Raw genomic sequence first — 19,706 nt, forward strand, 5'->3', positions numbered from 1 at the left:
GGCCAGACCGGCCGTTCAACGGGTGACCGCCGACGGTGGCGCATTTCTCGCCAGCAGCTTGGACCGGGGATTTGCGTCACCAGGACGGTCAGGAAACGAGGTGACAAGATATTCCTTGCGCACCCAGTCCCGGAACCGCTCGACGGTATGTGGCCAGTGATGGGCATTCAGCCAATCCTGATAGCTCAGCAGGGTCAGCCCTAACGGTGAATATTCGGGGACCCCGAATTGGCCGTACCTCATGCCGAACTGTTTGAACGCCACCGGCAGAGTCGCACCATCGAGCAGCTTGGCGACGGCAGCCGCAAAGCTACTGTGATCGATCCCCCGATACCCCTGCACGACCACCGGACGCGGGCAATGCTCCAGGATGTCCACCAGCTGAATCAACGCATTTCGAGTCGGGATCACTTCATCGCGCAGGTTGATCGTATAAAGCTCAACTTTGCGTGCCTGACAGATCTTCTGATATTTCGCGAACCAGGAATGGCGTTGCGGGTCGCCCGTGAAGGCCACAACGGTTCGCAGGCCCTCGCGACGGATCAGAGCGTCAAGGTCGGCCGGACTGAGGCGGGCGCTTCGGTAAAGCCGGCCGGGTTCTTCCACATGGAGATTGTTGCCCCCCAGGAACCCGCGTGACGACCAGACGAAGCCGACCAAGAGCAGCGTCGCCAGGCCGAGCACAACTTTCCAGCCGAACTCCGGACTGAAGCGGCCGGGCTTCGTCGTCCGCTTCCGGGCTCCGTTGATGATCTCTCCAACCACGCTCCGGCGGACGATCGTTTCATAGCTCAGAACGCTGAGGACAATCGCGACGGCCGAAACCAGCAAGAACTTGATCGGGCCAGGCCAGGCGAGAGGCAAAAGGAGCACCTGCATCAGCGCCACGATCGGCACGTGGATGATGTAGATCCAGAACGACGCCTCGCTGAGGAACCTCATGGTGGCTCCCCTCCCCTGGACCAACCGAAGGAGCACGCCCAGCGCACCAAAGACGGTCAACCAGGAGAACAGAGCCGCGAGCCCGCAGAAGAGAATCCGCAGCCATCCCTGGAGCGGCGAGGCCGTATGCTGGAGCAACAGGGGCAACATCGCCCCGAACAGAACCAGGGAGAGGCCCAGGTAGAGCCCGCTATAAGGAATGAGCCGTTGCTTGGGCTCGCGGACCTTGGAGATCCATCCCCCCACGGCAAAGAAGAAGGCGTAATGGAGCAAGCGAAAGAGGTTCGGGACGATCACGTTGTCGACCCGGAGCATCGTGTCCGAGTCGACGAGAAAGATCAGGGTCGTCGGGATCGCGAACAGCAGGGGACGCCACGCGGAGCCGAGTAGCCGCGTCGTCAACGCCTCCGCCTCCGGATCCCGAGGTGTCTCCGACCGACGGCGAAACTTGCGTTGCAACGTCCAGGCCCCGCACCAGAGGATGCAGACCAGGAAGAGGTACTCGAGAAACCAGAGGTGCCCTAGACCGTAGAGGTTATGACGGACCGCGGGGGGGAACCGCCAGCTCAGGATGTGGCCGAGGTCGCAGCGGCCGGTGGCCATCAGGCCGTAGCCCCAGATCAGATAGAACGCGGGCAGGACGGTCAGGCAACCGAACAACAAAGGACGCAACAATCGATGCGCCCGATGGTTCAGGAAAACGCGAGGACCGCGCGACTCACAGGCCGCTGGGGCGGAAACTCCCGCAGCCAGGAAGAACACGGGCATGGCGAACCCGTTCACCCAATAGATGAAGGCGTCGAAGCCGACGTACGCCGAGGCGTCGTAGGCGACCCACATCGTCAATCGGAGCGGAGTCGCCACGTAGGTCAACGCAGCGTGATAGAGGACCACCAAGAAGGTGGTCACCACCCGCAACGACTCGAGGGCATGACCAAGCTGAGCCGGATCGCCACCTTTTGCAGGCGGAGCCCCTCCCGCTCGTCCATTCGCACGCGCGGGGCGTGCCATCCTGGCATTGGTCTCGTCCATGAATACCACGTTCCTTCGCGATACCTCGGCTGCCCCGATGATTCCATTCCGGGAGAACCACTCCAGGCGGAACGCTCAAATGCAACCGCCGGTATTGCGACTCACTGATCTTGGGGGAGAGTCGAAATCTCAGCGGACCTATCCGTTAAGATCAACCGATTCGATCACTTCGCCTTGCGCACCTCGTTGGGTCGAACTCTCGGCCCCTCATCTTAATCTTTCGTCGCGCAGGTCGACCACTCTTGACATCATAAGTGGGAAGGCAATCCCGCAACCGCATTTGAACCAAAAATGCAACCTGATCGAGCGGGCAAAGCTTACTTGAGGTGTTGACCTCGCGGCATCCGCGATCCGCCTGAGCAATACACACAACACTCTCGGATGGAACGGGTTACACACAAACCAGTTCCACCCGCGAGAGGTTTGCAAGCCCCCAGCCAGAGGCCTGGACGCACAGGCAAAATACGTCCCAAGGCTGAACCATCAAAGCATTAAGGCTGCGCCGAGACGGCCGCCGCCTGGCTCGTGCGGCCGATGGCCTCGGCGATCGGCGGCGCGGCGGTTGGGACGGCAGCGCGATAATCTTCACCGAGGAAAGCCGACAGCGTCGCAGCCACCTGGCTCTGGGTCACGACGGCTGTGTCCTGACGCTCACCGAGCGCCGGGGTATCGGGACCGATGACGGCGATCCAGATGGCGTCCGAGCCTTTCGTTTTCTCACCGTGGTCGCGCCAGCCCCGGGGCGGGTCGCCCCGGCCGTGATCGGTCGTCACGATCATCGTGGTCGTGCCCCGGTACTCCGGGCGCGATTGCAGCTCGTCCCAGAGCATCTTGAGGTCCGCATCGACGTCGTGCGCGGCCCTGAGGTAATGGTCATAGCGACCGCCGTGGGAAAACTCGTCGGTATCCCCCAGGCTGACGTAGAGCACCCGAGGGGTCTGGGTTTTGAGCGTTTCCATGGCGACCGGGAAGGTGAACGCGTCGTGCCGGCAATCTTCCCAGAGGCGGGGCGACTGCATCATGATCCGATTGAGCAGGGTCTGACTTTCATTGAGCGACTTGCCGGCCAGCGTCATCGCCTCCCACCCCGCGTTGACGGGCAGGCCGCTTCGCTTGACGTTCAGGATGTAGGGAAAGAGGTCCCACGAGCCGACCGTCTCGACCTTGCCTTGATAGCCAGGCTTGCCGTTGAGCCACTCCAAGACGCTCACGTTCGGGTTGTCGTTCTTGTCGTTGCTATTGATGCGCGGGTCGGGCGCCCCGGTAAGCAGCTCGTTGTATCCGGGATAGGAGAAATTCTTCCCGTTGGTCACACGTGCCGTGCTTCCCTTGTCGGCGTTGCCGTAGAGTTGCCCCTCGCGGGCGACGGTCTTCCAGAGGAACGGCATGAGCGCCTCGCGGCGAGCCTCGACCCCCTCGCGCCAGTACTCGCGACGCAGGGCGTCCACCTTGGCGACCCCTCCATCCTGTTTGTTGAGCAACGACTCCTCAGCGCCTCGAAAGACCTCCTGCCACCGCAGGCCGTCCGTCGTCACCAGGACAACGTTGCGGGTCGCCAGTGGGGGTTGAGACGCGGGTTCGGCTCCCCGCGAGACCGTGGTGCCGACCTGGGAAACGGCAAGCGAGAGCGCGAAAACGAGCCGAGGGACTGTCGTCATGAGGAGCATCCTGTCCGGCTTGGGCGTGGAGAGCGACCTGGCGACCGGTGCGCCTTTGGGTCCTTTGAGGAAAGAACGCGATATTCTAACCAGTTCGGCCGATTCTCGCACCCGGTCAGGCCAGCAGCCGCCGAGGCCCTGTCTCTCTCCCCCCCCTGGGACCGCGGGCGCCCCGCCATCAATTCTATTTATTTTGATTCAATTATATTAACTTAATAAGTTATCAAAAAAAAACAAAGAGCGGGCGGGTCGCCCGCGGTCCCAGGGGGGGGAGGGCATTTCCGGAACGGGGGGGAGCGATCACTTCGCCGGCACCAGGGTCTGGGTATAGATGTCGAATCCGCCGTCGCGGTTCGAGACGAAGGTGATCCCCCGGCCGTCGGGAGTCCAGGTCGGAAAGGTGTCGCGGTGCGGGTGTTGCGAGAAGTTCCGGGGGGCCGAGCCGTCAGCGCCGGCGAGATAGACTTCGAACTGGCCGTCGCGATTGGAGACGAAGGCGAGCCAGGCCCCGTCGGGAGAAAAGGCCGGATAGTCGTCGAGGCCGGGACTGCGCGTCAGACGCTGCAAGCCGGTCCCATCCGGCCGGACCGCGGCGAGTTCCAGGCCCTCCCAGCGGTCGGTGGCGAACGCAATCACCTGGCCGTCGGGAGACCAGCAGGGGTGGGCATCGAGGCCAGGGCTCTGGGTCAGCCGGATAAGGTCGGAGCCATCGGCCTTGGCCGTGTAGATCTCTTGATTTCCTTCGTGGGTCGAGCTGAAGGCAAACCGCTGGCCGTCGGGAGACCACGATGGCCAGTCCTGATGGGCGAGGTTGCCCTGATCGGCGACGACCGTTTTCAATCCCGTGCCGTCGGCCTGAATCGCGGCGAGATCGAGGTTCCCCTGAGTGCCGGACAGGGTGATTGCCGTGAAAACGACCCGCGATCCATCGGGAGAGAAGACCCCGTTGTACTCCGGTGCTTTGCGGTCGGTGAGCCGCCGCGCAGGGGACGAAGGCGACCGGAGATCGAGCACGTATTCCCAGATCCGCGAGCCACCGGACTCGTGACGCGCAAACAAAAGTTGGTGCCCGTCCGGTGCCCAACTCGGCCGCTGCTTGTCGAGCCCGTCATGAGTCAGACGGACGACCTGCCCGGCCGATGGTTGTTGTTGGGAAACCGGCGGGGGATCCGCCCCCTCCGAACCAAGGGAGAGGGCGAATATAACCAGAAAAAGCAAGAAGACTGTTCTGTTCATCGACAAACGCCTGAATCCACCGATCTGATCTGACTCAATTAAATCAGAACAAATCTTCAATCACGCTACCCATCGGGGTGAGGCCGACGCCGGTGAGGGCGGTCGTATCAATGCCGAGTCGGGCAAGGATCGTGGTCCCAAGATCGGCCGGAGTGACGGGGCGATCCCTGGGGTGCTCGCCGCGACGGTCGGAGGCACCAATGACCCGGCCCCCTTGAACGCCGCCCCCCGCCACGAGGGCGCTGTAGCAGTTGTTCCAGTGGTCGCGGCCCGCTCGGTCGTTGATCTTCGGCGTGCGGCCGAATTCGCCCACGGCCACCACCAGGGTCGTGTCGAGGAGGCCACGGTCGTGGAGGTCGTCGAGTAGCGCGGAGAGCGCCCGGTCGAACATCCAGCCGTGCCGGTCCTGCATGATCTGGAAGTAGCGGTCGTGCATGTCCCAGCCGCCGTCCCCCGCATCCTCGGGCCCTTCGACGTGCGTGCTCCAGTTGACCTGGACGAAGGGAATCCCCGACTCGACAAGCCGGCGCGCAATCAGGCAGGACTGCCCGAATCGATGGGCCCCGTACGCCTCGCGAAGCCGCCTGGGTTCGCGTGCGGCGTCGAGAGCGGCCAGGCTCTGGCCCGAGGCGATCAGGTTCCGCGCCAGCTCGTAGTGCCGTTTGAGCCGTTCGGGTGGGACTGTCACCGCCGCGTCCCCATTCCGGGCGGGTTGGTCGAGGCCCTGGAGCAGGTCCCACCGTGCTCCGAGCCGGGCGGCGCTGACCCCGTCCGGGAGTGTCACGTCGGGCAGCTTCAGCCCGACCCCCGGCTCATACTCGAGCCGGAACGGGTCATAAGTGCTGCCGAGCGACCCGCCCCCCTCACCGACGACCCGCTTGAGTCCCTGGTGCAGCGGATTGCCCAGGATAATGTACGGCGGAAGCGAGCCGGGCTTCCCCTGCCGCAACCGGCCGACGATCGCGCCGGTGCTGGGACGCATCGCCTGGTTGTTCTCGGCTCCCCCCAACCCGACCGCCCCGGCAATCGTCCCCGTCAAGGCGATCGTCCCGGCGATCCCGTGGTCGTTCGACTCATGATGCATCCCACGGAGCAACGCAAACCGATCGGCGCGGCGGGCCAGGCCAGGCAAGAGCTCGCAGATCCGGAGACCGGGGACCGTCGTCGCAATCGAGTCGAACGGGCCGCGATACTCCACCGGCGCATCGGGCTTCATATCGAAGGTGTCGAGGTGGCTGGGACCACCCCAAAGCCAGAGCATGATCACCGCCCGAGCCGGCGGGGCCCCATCCCCCCCCAAAGCCCGCAGCGCCAGGTAATCACCCAGCGTCAGCCCAAGCGCCCCGAGCGTACCGACCCGCAGGAAGGCTCGCCGCGACGCCCCCCCGCACGTCCGCCCACGGATCATCCCGAGGTTGAGCATCGCTTCGCCCCTCAACTCATCAAACTCGCCGGCCTCCCCCTTTGTCTCCCTTCGCAAGCTATCAGAATCCCAGAGCGCCCGCTACGGAATAGACTTACGAGTGCGGATCCAGGAACCACACTTCCCGCCTTCTTGGAGAGAGCAGACGAGAACAAAGCGAAGCGAGCGTTCGGACGGCCCAAGTCGCACCAGTCTGACAGAAAGAGGAAATTTAACCACGAATGACACGAATAGAGAAAAAACAAAACTCAAATTTTATAATTAAGACTTATTGTTTTCATTCGTGCAATTCGTGTCATTCGTGGTTGTCATCTTCCCTTTCCCAAGCGATCGAGCCGCCCAAGACGAATCCGGCGTACAGAGTCCCCCCACTGGCGAGCGATTACGAAAAAAAAGGGGCCTGAGCTACGGCTCAGGCCCCCTTTGCACAAGTTCTGGTTGAAGTGATCTGAAGCTCACTCGCCGGCAGCAGCAGCGGTGGTGGTGGTTTCAGGCAGGGTGACGGCTTCAATCACGGGGGTCTGCTTGCCTTTGACGTTGCCGCCGACGGCCAGGAGGGTATGTCCGGGGCCGGGCAGAACGCGGTGGGTGGTTCGCGGCAAGGCCCAGGCACCGATCGATTCCCAGGCGTCGCCGGCCGGGTTGAGTCGGTAGATCCGCCCCGTGGCACCGCTGTAGTAGAGCCGGCCGTCGATGGTGAACGCCGACGTGCCGAACCCTTCGTTGGGAAGGCCGGCAGGCAGGTCGGGGCCTTGGGCCCACGTCCCCGTCTTGGGGTCGTAGACATCCACACGATTCACAACCTTCATGCTGACCGCAACGAGGCCGCCGAGGACAAAAAGTTTGCCCCCCTGCTCACCCATCGAGTGAGCCCGGCGCTGGAACGGCTGAGGGATCACCTTCCAGCCGCCCTCGGGGTGATCGAGGTCGAACGCAAGCGCGGTCGTGGGATAGGGGGCCAACTTCGAGTCGCCCGCCATCGTCCAGCCGCCGGTCACGTAGACGGTCCGGCCGACGACCACAGCGTCGTGGGTCGACCGGGCCTCGGGCATGTCGGCAAGCTTGGTCCAGGTCTTGGCCTCGGGGTCAAACCGGGAGAAGTCGGCAACCGAGTAGAGGTCATGGGCCTCGCCGACCTTGTTCTTCGCGAACATCCCGCCGACCCGGTAGAGGTACTTGTCGTCGGCGACCAGGGCTCCCCCTTGGAGATCCTGTTCCACGGGGAGGTCTTCCCAGGTCGTGCGGTCTTCGAGATTCAGGCGGCGGAAACTCTTCGTGGTCGTCTCGGCACCGTAGCGGTGGGTCCGGCCGGTGTGCCCGCTATAGACATAGAGCCACTTCCCCAGCACCGCACCACCAAAGCTGTTGACAGCCGGGGCAGGAATCGTCGCAAAGCGGGTGGGAAGAGCCTCGTCGCTGTTCGAAGCATTCGCAGAGCCGGGGTCCGTCGGGTTGTAGGTGAAGGTGGCGTAGTAGCGGGTTTCGGGATAGTCCTTGCCATCCATCGTACCCGGCGTGGCGTCGACCCAGTTGGCCCAGAGGGCGGAGGTTCCTTCGGCAATCCCGGCGATCGTCGCACGACCCTGCTCGTCGGCGACCGCATCGGTCGGCTCGCCGCTCGCGGGATAGACCTTGATCCGGGCCTTGGCCACCGGCTTGCCGTCGAAGAGGACTTCGATCTGCTTCTTGTCACCGTCCTCGATCAGGCGAACCCGAAGCTTGTCGCCCCCTTCCTTGGCGGTGGGAGCGATGAGACCCGACTGGGCCCTTGCCGCGTACCGGAGGCGGTAGGTCTTTCCGCCTTTAGTCTTCACGCCCAGGTCGTGCTCGGTGTCGACCGTCGCGGGGAGCTTACCGGCCCAGTCGGCGTTCCGCGAGGCCTCGCCCTGCGTCGACGGCACGACTTGGCCGTCGACCTTCAACTGAAGGTTTTTGGTGTACTTCACAAACGCGGCGTCGGGCTCGGGTTGCTCATTGAAGAACGCCCGGATCGTCGCCGCGCCGCCGGGCTGCTTGGCCGGTTCCACCTTGAGCCAGATGAAGTGTGCCCAGGCAAATTGCGGAAGGATCGACGCCGTAGCCAGCGCAACCAAAAAAGATTTCAAAACGCGACGACGAATCAATGATCGCTCCTTTTTGATGAAACAAGCGTTCTCGAGGGAACCTTGGCTCACATACAGGTCTCGCAAAGTGGGCCCCCTCCAAAGTCGATGTCGGCCCCAATCATTCGATCTCCGGCATCTCATTCGTACGTCGGTGCGCTTGGGCTTCTTGCTGACGGCGAAGCGTCCGAAACTGCTCGTCCTGCTCTCGCGCCTTCTTACCCGCCACGGAATCGGCGCTGACGACAGGGCTGGAGGGTTCCGCAATTTCCCCTGGACCACAGCCGGGGAGCATTCCGACGGCGACGAAAACCAGGCTCAACGATCCAGGCTTACCCAGGATGCTGCGTCGCATTGCGAGAGGTTCCGTTCCTTTGCAGCAGGTTTCGTGTCCCGGATCGGTTGCGACCGGAGGAGAGCACGTTTCCAATGCCCCTGGTCGACTGGCTTCCATCGCCGCCGTTGACGATCGAGGTTTGGATCGCACGATTGCCTCCATCACCGAACAGGAAATCAATTATGAGAGGAGTCACCCCAGGCAGGGACATGAGACGGACAGGTTCAATTCGCGAGCGGCTCGCGACTGTCAACATTGTAGAAAGGGAGGCCCGAGCTGCGGCTCGGGTCCCCCTTGGACGGAGTCCTTGGTGGAAATGACCTTTATTCGCCAGCGGAAGGCGCGGGCGTTTCAGGCAAGGGGATGGCTTCGATGACGGGAGTTTGGCGTCCCTTGGCGTTACCGCCGACAGCCAGGAGGGTACGTCCCGGCCCGGGAAGGACGCGGTGGGTAATTCGAGGCAAGGCCCAGGCACCAATCGACTCCCAGGCATCACCGGCCTGGCTGAGCTGGTAGATCCGGCCCGAGGCGCCGCTGTAGTAGAGCCGGCCGTTGACGGCGAACGCCGACGTGCCGAACCCTTCGGTACGACCGCCGCCGGGAAGCTCGGGGCCTTGCGCCCACGTCTCGGTCTTGGGGTCGTAGACATCCACACGGCGCTCAACCTTCATACCGCCCCCGACGAGTCCGCCGAGAACGTAGAGCTTACCCCCCTGCTCCGCGACCGAGAGAGCCCGGCGCTGGAACGGCTGAGGGATCACCTTCCAGCCGGCCTCGGGATGATCGAGGTCGAACGCAAGCGCACTCTTCGGGTATGGCGACGAATCGGAGTCGCCTCCCATCGTCCAGCCACCGGCAACGTAGACCGTGCGGCCGATGACCACGGCGTCATGGGTCGACCGGGCTTCGGGCATGTCGGCAAGCTTGGTCCAGGTCTTGGTCTCGGGGTCGAACCGGGAGAAGTCGGCGACCGAGTAGAGCTCGTCGTCCTCGCCCGCCTTGTTCTTCGCAGCCATTCCACCGATCCGGTAGAGGGCCTTGTCGTCAGCGACCAGGGCCACTCCCTGGAGATCCTTCTCGAGCGGAAGGTCTTCCCAGGTCGTGCGGTCCTCGAGATTCAGGCGGCGGAAGTGCTTGTCGGTCGTCTCGACGCTGTAGCGATGGGTCCGTCCGATATGGCCGCTGTAGACGTAAAGCCATTTGCCAAGCACGGCGCCGCCGAAGCTGTTGACAGCCGGCTCGGGCATCGTGGCGAAGCTGGTGGGCGGAACCTCGGGGCTGGTCGAGGCGCTGTCCTGGGCCTGCGCTCCGGGGTTATAGGTGAAGGTGGCGTAGTAGCGGGTTTCGGCGTAGTCCTTGCCGTCCTTCGCACCGGCCGTTTCATCGACCCAGTTGGCCCAGAGGGCGGAGGTCCCTTCGGGGATCCCGGCGATCGTCGCACGCCCCTGCTCGTCGGCTACCGCATCGGTCGGCTCGCCGCTCGCGGGATAGACCTTGATCCGGGCCTTGGCCACCGGCTTGCCGTCGAAGAGGACTTCGATCTGCTTCTTGTCGCCGTCCTCGATCAGGCGAACCCGAAGCTTGTCGGCCCCTTCCTTGGCGGTGGGTGCCAGCGGGCCGGACTGAGCGCGGGCCGTGTACTGAAGCCGGAACGGCTTCTTCCCCTTGGTCATCACCCCCAGGTCGTGCTCGGTGTCGACCGTCGCGGGGAGCTTGCCGGCCCAGTCGGCGTTCCGCGAGGCCTCGCCCTGCGTCGACGGCACAAGCTGGCCATCCACCTTCAGTTCGAGGTTCTTGGTGTACTTGACGAAATCGGCATCGGGCTCAGGCTCTTCGTTGAAGAAGGCCCGAATCGTCGCGGTCCCGCCGGGCTGCTTGGCCGGTTCAGCCTTGAGCCAAATGAAGTGCGCCCAGGCGAGCTGGGGAAGAATCGACGCCGTGGCCAGCGCGACCACGAACGACTTCAATAAACGACGCGAAATCAATGTACGCTCCTTAGTTCACTATCGAGGGTCAGAAAAGAAACGCGCCTTTTGCAGCCCTGAAGGGGCGACCGTTTCTAACCAAGGGGGGGAAACCCTGGAGAAGATTCGGCATCTTTGGTGTTCCGCAGCCCCGAAGGGGCGACCGTCAGAGCCAGCCTACGCATTGTGACGGTCGCCTCTCCGGGACTACAAAAAATTCTGACTTGAGCTCATTTTGTTCCCAAAGGGGCTTGCACCCCTGGCTAGGAACGGCCGCCCCTTCGGGGCAGCCAGGAATCCACTCCAACGGGAAGACTTCTGCATGCACGGGAATGAACCGTGATTCGTCCACCGATCTCGATCGGTGGACGACGTAGAGGCGGTGGCGATGGGCAGCGCGTCCGGTTAGCCCTCTTCCGGCAGGCCCTTAACCCGCTTGCGGGCCTTGGCTTCTTGCTGAGTACGGAGAAGCCGTAACTGCTCGTCCTGCTCTCGCGCCTTCTTGGCCGCCTCGGACTCGGCGTGAGTCACGGGGCTGGCCGGTTCGGCAATCCCCCCGGAACTACAGCCGGGAAGGACCCCGGCTGCGAGGAAAACCAGGATCAACGGACCAAGCTTGACCAGGATGCTACGTCGCATTGCAAGAGATTCCGCTCCTTTGCGGCAGGCTTGGGGCCCTGAAGATCAGTAACTGTCGGAGGAGAGCACTTCTCCGCCGCCCATGCTCGACAGACCTTGATAGACGCTGACTGCGATCGAGTCCTTGATCGCTCGGATCCCACCGTCGCCGAACAGGAAATTCGTCGTGCCAGGGTGCGACGATCGGAAGTTGGGCAACCGCTGGCCTTCGCCCGGCAGAGGGACACCGGGAGCGGTAAAGTCTGTATAGGACTCGGCACCACAGTCGTTGAGCTTGTAGGGAGAGCCGACCAAGTCCACCGTACGAGCGACCAGGCCCCCGATGATCCGCGAGGTCGTTCCCCCCTGAGTCCAGGTCCGGGAGCGTCCATACGCCATATACATAAAGTTATCGTAATAGACAGGCCCGGCGGTATTGTAAGAGGCGAGCGGAAGGCAGACGCGGCTGGCCCCGGCGCCGGAAGCATAGTATTTGTTGCGTTGGTTGCCGCCGGCCGACTCACCCATCAAAAACGTATTGCTGGTGCCGTCGCGAATCTCGGCCAAGGTCGTGGCCGTGTCGAAGCCGAAGGGGCCGCTCAGATTGGTCTCGCCATAACCTTTGACGACGTAACGATTGGCCCCGCCGTTGAAGAGGTAATCCGTGACCGCCGCCTTCGAGACTGTCCAACCGTCGCTGGTCGTGGCTCCCGCCTCACCCGTCGCTCGGTTCGACGGACAGAGAAAAACGCCGAACTGGAGGGCGAAACCGGTGCTGTTGCCCCACTGGGACCAGCCCTGAATCCCGGCCGACGAAACCAGACTGAAGTTGAACGTGTTGTACGCCGAGGTCTGCTCAATATAAGGGAGAATGAAACTATATCCCGTGTAGTTCATGTACACGGACATCAGTCCCCCCTGAGCGGCTGGCGGCAGGACGTTGTGCGTCCCCAGGTAATTGTGCAGCGCCAGGCCGACCTGCTTGAGGTTGTTCGTGCACTGCATGCGGCGGGCCGCCTCGCGGGCCGCTTGAACTGCGGGCAACAACAAGGCAATCAGGACGGCGATAATCGCAATCACCACCAGCAATTCGATCAGCGTAAAACCGCCACGATCCCGTCGATGGGGTTGCGCAGGATGAATCTTCATAAAAGGGCACTTCTTCCATCAGCAGAGGTCAATGACCAGGCTGGACCAGAGCCGGGTCACCTGCAAGTCGATGTTATCCGTCAGCCGACCTCGAGGTGACCTCGATGGCCATGCGTTTGTCTTTTGCGGCGGGAATAAAATGGGCCGGCCGCCATTTGTCTCGTTAACACAGCCACCCACGGCGTGGCCGCTTGCTCAGGACCTGACGAAGGCAACGGCAGGTAAGTGGGCTCGATCCCTGGCTGGCTCGCTCAAAAGAGCCGAACGGAGGGCACGACGTTGAGGGATCGGGGAGAGCCGCTGCATTCCACGGCTGGAAAACCCGTCGTCATGAAAAACCCTGCATCGAAAACGGAACTCGCCGATGGGACCAGCATCGGAAGCCCAATTTGATTTGGCTGCAACTGAGATTCAGTCTCAGCGAAAGCAAATCTACTGAGTGAGGGTAGCACCGTCAAGAGGGTCGTTTTGAATTCCTACATTTTTGGGAGGTCGACGATCAGTCCAGGCGGGTGCCCCCGAGGGAGCGGAGGGGCAGGGGACGCTGCGGCCCGGCGTCCAAAACGGTCGGCCTTGGTTTGACAGGAGGAAGGCGAAATCTCGACAATTGTCGCCAACAGGAGGATCGGGCCTCAGCGTTGGTCGCTGAACAGACAAGGGCCTGACGATCCCGATCGAGCGGAGCCGCAGTTTTGACGACCATCTATATTGATGCGGACGCCTGTCCGGTCAAGGACGAGGTTTACCGGGTCGCCAAGCGCTATGAGATCAAGGTCTTCGTCGTCTCGAACTCGCCGTTGCGCGTGCCGAAAGACGAGCGGATCGAGGCGGTCGAGGTGCGCGGTGGGTTCGACGTCGCCGACGACTGGATCGTCGAGCGAGTCGAGCCCGACGATATCGTGATCACGACCGATATCCCGCTGGCCGATCGCTGTCTCCGCAAGGAGGCGAAGGTCCTGGGTCCCAAAGGGCGTGAGTTTACCGAGGATGCGATCGGCGATGCCCTGACGACCCGGGCCCTCCTGGAAATGCTCCGCCAAGGAGGCGAGTTCGGCGGCGGCCCTGCCCCGTTCAGCAAGGTGGATCGTTCCCGCTTTCTCTCAAAACTCGACGAACTCATCGTGGCCGTTCGCCGCCGGAAACGGACCTGACGAGTCGCCCCCCTCGGGCCTCTCTTCCTCGTTTGCAAAGGGAAAGGGGCACGGCCCGCCAGGTCTTCCGGTAGGCCATGCCCCTTCTCAAAGAAGCCAAAGACACCGCGCTGACAATCAGAACGTCAGGCGTCGGCGGGAATCTGCTCCTTGGGGGCTTGGGAGGCCTCGAGTCCTCGTTCGGGCCGAGCGCCTGAGAAAGCCTCCTCGGCGATTCGCTTGATCGCGCGGAGGTCGAGCTTGCCGGTCCCGAGGACGGGCAAGGCTTCGACCTTGATGAAGCGGTCGCGGCGGGGGATGAAGAGGTTGGGCAAACCTGCGGCCGAGACCTTTTCGAGCGTTTCCTGGACCTTCCGGTCGTCGAGCGTGTGCAGGACGGCGAGCGCCTCCCCTTTCTTCTCGTCGCCGACGGCCGTCACGGCGAACACCTGCGAGTCGGCCCCGATCGCTTGGTGCAGAGCCTCTTCGACCCGGCCGTGGGGGACCATCTCACCGCCGATCTTCGAGAACCGGGAGAGCCGTCCGGTCACCTTGAGGAAGCCGTCCTCGTCCATCAGGCCGATGTCCCCGGTGACGTACCAGCCGTCGCGCATCACGGCCGCCGTCAGGTCGTCGCGGCCGAGGTAGCCCTGCATGACGTTCGGCCCTTTCACCAGCAGCATTCCTTCGCAACCCGGCTCGACCGGTTCGTTCGTCGCGAGGTCGACCACCCGGACCGAAACGCCCGGCAGCGGATGCCCCGCGAAGCCGCGACGCGAGCCAGGCTGGAAGAACCCGGGCGCCCGGTAGTCAAGCGTGCTGATGGCGACGACGGGGGAGCACTCGGTCATCCCGTAGCCTTCGAGCGGCCTGATCCCGAACGTATCCTCGAACGAGGTGGCGAGCGCTTCCGGCAGCTTCTCCGCGCCTGCGATCACGAGCCGGAGTGAGCCAAACTGAGCCGGCGCACACCGCCTGATGTAGAGCTGAAGGAAGGTCGGCGTCGCGAGCAGGATCGTCGCGCGATATTGCTCCACCAAGGCCGAGATCGTCGCGGCGTCGAGCGGATTGGCATGAAAGACGGTCCCCATGCCGTAGTTGCCGGCGAGCCAGAGCGACGTGTAACCGAACGAGTGGAACAAGGGCAAGATCCCGAGCACCCGGTCCCCCGGCTGGACCCGAAAGATCTGGGTGATCGCTTCCACGTTGGAGTCGATGTTGAAGTGAGAGAGCACCACCCCTTTCGGTTCTCCCGTGCTCCCGCTGCTGAAGATGATCGTGGCCGGGTCGTCCACCGTGGGTGTATGCTCGGCCCCCGCGATCCTCTCCAGGGTACGCACCGGCGCAACCCAGGCCAGGGCGAGCGATTTCAGCCGCTCCTTGGTCGTGATCGCCGTGCCGATCTCTTCGAGCCAGATCGGCACGACCCCGCTCGGCAGTTCGAGCTTCGCCTTCTCGAGGAAGGCCCGGCTGGTCACGATGGTCCGCAGCCCTGCCTGCTTCACCACGGAGTCCATGCCGGCCTTCCCGGCCGTGAAGTTGAGGTTCACGGAAACGCGCCCGGCAAGCGATGCCGCCAGGTTGACCAGGGCCGCCGCGACGCTCGAGGGGAGAAGAATCCCGACGTGCGGTTGCCCCTCCCAGCTCGGCCGCAATGCGCGGGCCAGGGCGATCGTTCCGGCCAAGGCCCCGATTCCCGAGACGCGCGGACGCAAGGCGTCGGCGAAGGCGAGCCGGATGGGATGCCGCCGCGCCCGGCGGATGAACGCATGGTGCAAGGGCCGACGGTCAACCTTGCGATGGGCCCACGCCTCCTGATCGAGGTCGTGAATCTCCTGGCGGAGCGTGGGGAGCGGCGTGTCGGCCGGCAGCGGTGTGCCGAACGAGACGGTCACGGGCAAATGGATCCGCTCGGGCAAGGTATGGGAGTGGACCGGGCTCAGGAGGCTCGCGGTGGCGCGGTCGAGGTGGACCGGAATAATCGGGGTCGTCCGCCCCTTGAGGATCCGTTGCATCCCGCGCTGAAACGGCTGGAGCAGGCCCGTCCGGGTGATCTGCCCCTCAGGGAAGACGCAGACGAGCTGCCCCTCATCGAGACAGCGTCCCGCCTCGCGAAAGGCTTGGAGAATCTGCTTGGGGCCCCCTGCCCCCGAGATCGGGATCGCGCGCATCGCTCGGAGGATGAAACCGGCGATGGGGTGGCGAAAGTATTCGGCATAGACGACGAACCGCACCGGCCGGTCGATGCTGGCGATGATGAACAGGCCGTCGGCAAACGAGACGTGATTGGGGGTCAAGAGCGCCCCCCCTTTCAACGGCACGTGCTCACGACCGATGACTTTCACGCGATAGAGCGTCGCCGCCAGGATCAGGAGTAGGAACCGGAGGAAGGCGTCGGGCATCAGCCAGAGCGCCCAGAGCGAACCGATGGCCAAGGCGACCGACGCGATCAGGAAGGTCCCTTGCGCGGTGACGCCGACATCCGCCAGTTCCCAGGCCAGCCCCGAGCCGATGAGCATCCCGCCGTAGACCAGAACGTTCGCCAGGGAGATCACAGCGCCTCGCCCATCCGCAGGCGCACGCCACTGGAGCAGCGCGTTGAGCGGCACGAAGAGGAGCCCGCAGAAGAGACCGATCAGGGTCATCAGGATCAGGGTCCCCACCACCCCCGGCATCATGACCCCGAAGGCCAGCGTGGTCGCGGTCAGCCCCAAGGCCCCAAGGGGAAGTAAGCCGTACTCGACCTTCGCCGCCGAGATCTTGCCGGCCAGGAGCGAGCCGATTCCGATCCCAATCCCGACCATCGCCATCGGCAGGCCCGCGTAAGCGTCTTTCAGCTCGAGGACTTTCTTCGAGTAGGTCAGGACCGGAGCGGGAATCAGGCAGGCGAGCGACCAGACGAGGAACTGGCCGGAGATCGCCAGCCGGAGAATGCGATCGGCCCGGATCGCCGACCAGCCGAGCCGAACGGTCGCAACGATCCCCCCCTCGGCCCGCGCGGCCGGGACCCGCGGTATCGAGAAGGCCGCAACCAGCCCCAGGGCCGACAATATCGTCAGCACCAGGCCGGCGAGCCAAGGCTGGCCACTGACAAGCCCAAGGAGGACTCCGCCACCGACAATCCCCGCAATGATGGCGAGGTTGCTCCAGAGCTCGAGGAAACCGTTCCCGCTCGAGAGTTTTTCGTGCGGCAGGATTTCGGGAAGGATGCCATACTTCGCGGGACTGAACAAAGCGGCCTGCACGCCCAACAGCATGAGAACAGCCATCGCCGGGCGAACCAAGCTCGGGTAGCGGTAGAGGACCAGCGTCCCGGCGATCATCAAGGTCAGCTCGAGCACCTTCATGACCAGGATCACCGACCGCTTACTCACCCGATCGGCCAGCGTTCCGGCCGGAAGCGAGAAGAGCATCGACGGGAGAAGCAAAGCCATCTGGGCCAGGGCCGCTTCGCGCTGCCCCGCCTCGACGCTGGCCGCCGCGCTGATCGCCAGCAAACTGACAATCTGCTTCCAGGCGTTATCGTTGAACGCCCCGAGAAATTGCGCGATCAGCAACCCGCGCAACGGATGCCCGCTCGGGCGGTCCTCCCCCCCAACCACGGAGATCGGTTCCTCCTTGCCCACGTTCGGTGCTCCCCTGAGAATCCAGCTCATTTCAATTCATCAAGAGGAGAATTCAGCCAAGGGCCGGCCTCTCCCTCAAACGAATCTGCCCGTGCCACGGCAATACGTGCCATCGATTTCCGTTAGGAACGGGCCAGAGTAGCCCCGCTCGGCCGGTTGTGCAACGCCGATCGACAGGGCCGATTTTTCCTATTTTGCCAAACCGGTTTCAGTTTACCATCGGAAACGAAAGACAGAAGGGTGGGCCAGACCCACCCGACGAGACGGGAAGAATCTCTCTGCAATTCTCTGGGAAAGGGTGACGATGACCAGGGCCAGCGTACACCAATTCGTTGATCCGACAATGGATGCCGTGGACCATGAAGAGCGATAGGGGCTTTTCGGCCGAGGCGGACAAGGAGCCGCTGATCCGGGGCATCGACATCAAGGAGATCGAGCGGGAGTAAGGATAAATCAAAACCAGATTTCCATTCCTCTAAGGTTCGTTGCTTCAAGGTAGCCGCTCGGGGACAATGCTTCCGTCTTTTTGACGTAAGACCTTTCCCCCCGGAGTTCCTATGCCTGCCTCCCTGAACCATGTGACGGCCAGCACCCCCATGGGTGCGAATCTGATCGCCGACGGTGCGACCTTCCGAGTTTGGGCACCGAACGCCGTAAAGGTATTCGTTCTTGGCGAGTTCAATGGCAAAGTAAAGGATGATTCCAGCCTATTGACCAAAGATGCCAACGGTCACTGGCGGGGTTTCATCAAGGGCGCAAAAGACCGTCATCGCTACATATTTCATATTGATGGCACGGGCAGCTCTGGTCCGAAGCGTGATCCCTACGCCCGTGAGTTGCAAAAGCCGTTTCCAAGCGACTGCATCATCCGAAAGACGGACTTTCCCTGGCACGAGACGGGCTTCGTCACGCCTCGGTTCAACAACTTCGTGATCTACCAGCTCCACGTCGGCACCTTCTACACGCCGAACCTTCCGAAGAAGGCGGGGACCTTCCTCGACGTGGCCCGCAAGATTCCCCACCTCTCCCAGTTGGGCGTGACCGTACTACAGCTCCTGCCGATCCAGGAGTTCCAGACCGCATTCAGCCTGGGGTACAACGGCACCGATTATTTCTCCCCCGAGATGGATTTCGCGGTCGAGGACGCGGACCTCAAACCTTACGTTGATGAGGTCAACTCCCTCCTTGATGCCAAAAGCCTGCCCCGATACAAGGTGGATAACCTTCGCGGGGAGATGAACCAGCTCAAGGCATTGATCGACCTCTGCCACATCCACGGCTTGGCGATGATCCTCGACGTTGTCTACAACCACGCCGGTGGGGATTTCGGCGATCAAAGCCTCTTATTCTTCGACCGTCAGCCGACTTCAGGGGGGAAGGCGAAGAACTCCCTCTACTTCAACGGTAGAGAGCACGCCGGCGGCGAGGTGTTCGACTTCGGCAAACCCGAGGTTCGCGATTTCCTCATCCAGAACGCCAAGTTCTTCCTCGACGAATACCGGGTTGATGGGCTTCGCTACGACCAGGTGAGCGCGATTGACCATGACGGGTCCCCGCGCGGCTGGAGTTTCTGCCAGGACCTGACCTCAACTCTCAACCATCACCGGCCCAGCGCGATCGATCATGCCGAGTATTGGAACGTAAACCCCTACGTCGTGAAGCCGCCCTCCGAGGGGGCGGGCTTCGATACGACCTTGACCGACGGCCTGCGGATCGCCATTCGCAACGTCATCAGCAACGCCGCTCAGCCAGACGAACGACCGCTCAACATGTCCGGCCTGGCGTCGAGCATGTGGCCCGAAGGGTTCCCAGAACAGTGGCGGATCGTGCAGGGACCTGAGAACCACGACATTGTCTATCGGGACCGGGAGCAGCGGGTGGCCCGCCTGGGGGATTTCAACAACCCCCGTTCTTGGTTCGGCCGGAGCCGGGCGAGGGTCGCGACGGGGATCTGCCTGACGGCGCCCGGGATTCCGATGCTCTTCATGGGGCAGGAGTTCCTGGAGGACAAGCAGTGGGCGGATGACATCGAGCACCACGCCAATTTGCTCCTCTTCTGGGCGGGGGTAGAGGGCAGCGACAAACAGATGCTCGACCATATCCGATTCACCCGTGAGCTCTTGGGTGTCCGGTGGCAGCAACCCGCCCTCCGGGGAGAGGGGTTCCGTCCGGTGCACGTCCACGACCAGAACCGCGTGCTCGCCTTCCACCGATGGGTGCCGAACGAAGGCCACGACGTGATGGTGGTCGTCCACCTTTCGACCTTCAACCGCTTCGATTACCGAATCGGCTTCCCCAGTGGTGGGGAATGGCGGGAGGTCTTCAACAGCGACGTCTACGAGAACTGGGTCAATCCGGGCACCACGGGGAATGGTGGGCGTATCTTCGCCGACCAGAACCCCATGCACGGCTTCGATTCCTCAGCGTCGCTCGTTCTTCCGGCAAATAGCGTCATGGTGTTCGCGAGAGGTTGATCTCGCGAACGAAGA

The 19,706-nt window shown here is 63.0% G+C and carries 12 protein-coding genes; 2 read left to right on the forward strand and 10 right to left on the reverse strand.

Annotated features, from left to right (window positions below):
• Positions 1 to 15: 15 nt before the first annotated feature.
• The 9 genes from SINAC_RS34920 to SINAC_RS34960 all read right to left on the reverse strand — a co-directional run bounded on the left by SINAC_RS34920 (position 16) and on the right by SINAC_RS34960 (position 12,461).
• Positions 16 to 1,974, reverse strand: a complete 1,959-nt coding sequence (locus SINAC_RS34920) for an acyltransferase family protein (protein WP_015250251.1) — start codon at positions 1,972 to 1,974, stop codon at positions 16 to 18.
• Between the two features lie 491 nt (positions 1,975 to 2,465).
• The gene (locus SINAC_RS34925) at positions 2,466 to 3,632 is read right to left on the reverse strand and encodes an alkaline phosphatase family protein (protein WP_015250252.1); all 1,167 of its coding nucleotides are present in this window, start codon (positions 3,630 to 3,632) and stop codon (positions 2,466 to 2,468) included.
• Between the two features lie 300 nt (positions 3,633 to 3,932).
• Positions 3,933 to 4,868: a TolB family protein gene (locus SINAC_RS34930; protein WP_015250253.1), complete on the reverse strand. Its 936-nt coding sequence runs from the start codon at positions 4,866 to 4,868 to the stop codon at positions 3,933 to 3,935.
• Between the two features lie 43 nt (positions 4,869 to 4,911).
• Positions 4,912 to 6,348: a DUF1501 domain-containing protein gene (locus SINAC_RS34935; RefSeq protein WP_020466578.1), complete on the reverse strand. Its 1,437-nt coding sequence runs from the start codon at positions 6,346 to 6,348 to the stop codon at positions 4,912 to 4,914.
• Between the two features lie 398 nt (positions 6,349 to 6,746).
• Positions 6,747 to 8,414 carry a kelch repeat-containing protein gene (locus SINAC_RS34940; protein ID WP_015250255.1) on the reverse strand — a complete coding sequence of 556 codons (1,668 nt, stop codon included), beginning with the start codon at positions 8,412 to 8,414 and terminating at the stop codon, positions 6,747 to 6,749.
• A gap of 100 nt (positions 8,415 to 8,514) precedes the next feature.
• The gene (locus tag SINAC_RS34945) at positions 8,515 to 8,748 is read right to left on the reverse strand and encodes a hypothetical protein (protein ID WP_015250256.1); all 234 of its coding nucleotides are present in this window, start codon (positions 8,746 to 8,748) and stop codon (positions 8,515 to 8,517) included.
• 305 nt (positions 8,749 to 9,053) lie between these two features.
• Entirely contained in the window at positions 9,054 to 10,715 is a 1,662-nt protein-coding gene (locus SINAC_RS34950; RefSeq protein ID WP_015250257.1) for a kelch repeat-containing protein, read from the reverse strand.
• 384 nt (positions 10,716 to 11,099) lie between these two features.
• Positions 11,100 to 11,333 (reverse strand): hypothetical protein, encoded by a 234-nt coding sequence (locus SINAC_RS34955; RefSeq protein ID WP_015250258.1) that lies wholly within the window; start codon positions 11,331 to 11,333, stop codon positions 11,100 to 11,102.
• A 45-nt stretch (positions 11,334 to 11,378) separates the two neighbouring features.
• Positions 11,379 to 12,461, reverse strand: coding sequence for a DUF1559 domain-containing protein (locus tag SINAC_RS34960; RefSeq protein WP_015250259.1), 1,083 nt, complete (start codon positions 12,459 to 12,461; stop codon positions 11,379 to 11,381).
• Positions 12,462 to 13,153: 692 nt separating this feature from the next.
• Here SINAC_RS34960 and SINAC_RS34965 point away from each other — a divergent pair.
• On the forward strand, positions 13,154 to 13,612 hold the full coding sequence (locus SINAC_RS34965) for a YaiI/YqxD family protein (RefSeq protein ID WP_015250260.1): 459 nt from the start codon (positions 13,154 to 13,156) through the stop codon (positions 13,610 to 13,612).
• A 125-nt stretch (positions 13,613 to 13,737) separates the two neighbouring features.
• On the opposite strand, the gene SINAC_RS34970 is transcribed toward SINAC_RS34965, so the two are convergent.
• Positions 13,738 to 17,247: an acyl-[ACP]--phospholipid O-acyltransferase gene (locus SINAC_RS34970; RefSeq protein WP_237722715.1), complete on the reverse strand. Its 3,510-nt coding sequence runs from the start codon at positions 17,245 to 17,247 to the stop codon at positions 13,738 to 13,740.
• A 527-nt stretch (positions 17,248 to 17,774) separates the two neighbouring features.
• On the opposite strand from SINAC_RS34970, the gene SINAC_RS34975 reads away from it, so the two are divergent.
• Entirely contained in the window at positions 17,775 to 19,691 is a 1,917-nt protein-coding gene (locus SINAC_RS34975) for an alpha amylase C-terminal domain-containing protein (protein ID WP_015250262.1), read from the forward strand.
• The last annotated feature ends 15 nt before the right edge of the window (positions 19,692 to 19,706 follow it).

Origin of the sequence: Singulisphaera acidiphila DSM 18658, from assembly GCF_000242455.2 — a bacterium.
GTDB lineage: Bacteria > Planctomycetota > Planctomycetia > Isosphaerales > Isosphaeraceae > Singulisphaera > Singulisphaera acidiphila.

Coding starts and splice junctions, on each gene's coding strand:
- SINAC_RS34960 (WP_015250259.1), bottom strand. CDS start 12,461: ATGAAGATTCATCCTGCGCAACCCCATCGACGGGATCGTGGCGGTTTT.
- SINAC_RS34945 (WP_015250256.1), bottom strand. CDS start 8,748: ATGCGACGCAGCATCCTGGGTAAGCCTGGATCGTTGAGCCTGGTTTTC.
- SINAC_RS34975 (WP_015250262.1), top strand. CDS start 17,775: ATGCCTGCCTCCCTGAACCATGTGACGGCCAGCACCCCCATGGGTGCG.
- SINAC_RS34930 (WP_015250253.1), bottom strand. CDS start 4,868: ATGAACAGAACAGTCTTCTTGCTTTTTCTGGTTATATTCGCCCTCTCC.
- SINAC_RS34955 (WP_015250258.1), bottom strand. CDS start 11,333: ATGCGACGTAGCATCCTGGTCAAGCTTGGTCCGTTGATCCTGGTTTTC.
- SINAC_RS34920 (WP_015250251.1), bottom strand. CDS start 1,974: ATGGACGAGACCAATGCCAGGATGGCACGCCCCGCGCGTGCGAATGGA.
- SINAC_RS34970 (WP_237722715.1), bottom strand. CDS start 17,247: ATGAGCTGGATTCTCAGGGGAGCACCGAACGTGGGCAAGGAGGAACCG.
- SINAC_RS34925 (WP_015250252.1), bottom strand. CDS start 3,632: ATGACGACAGTCCCTCGGCTCGTTTTCGCGCTCTCGCTTGCCGTTTCC.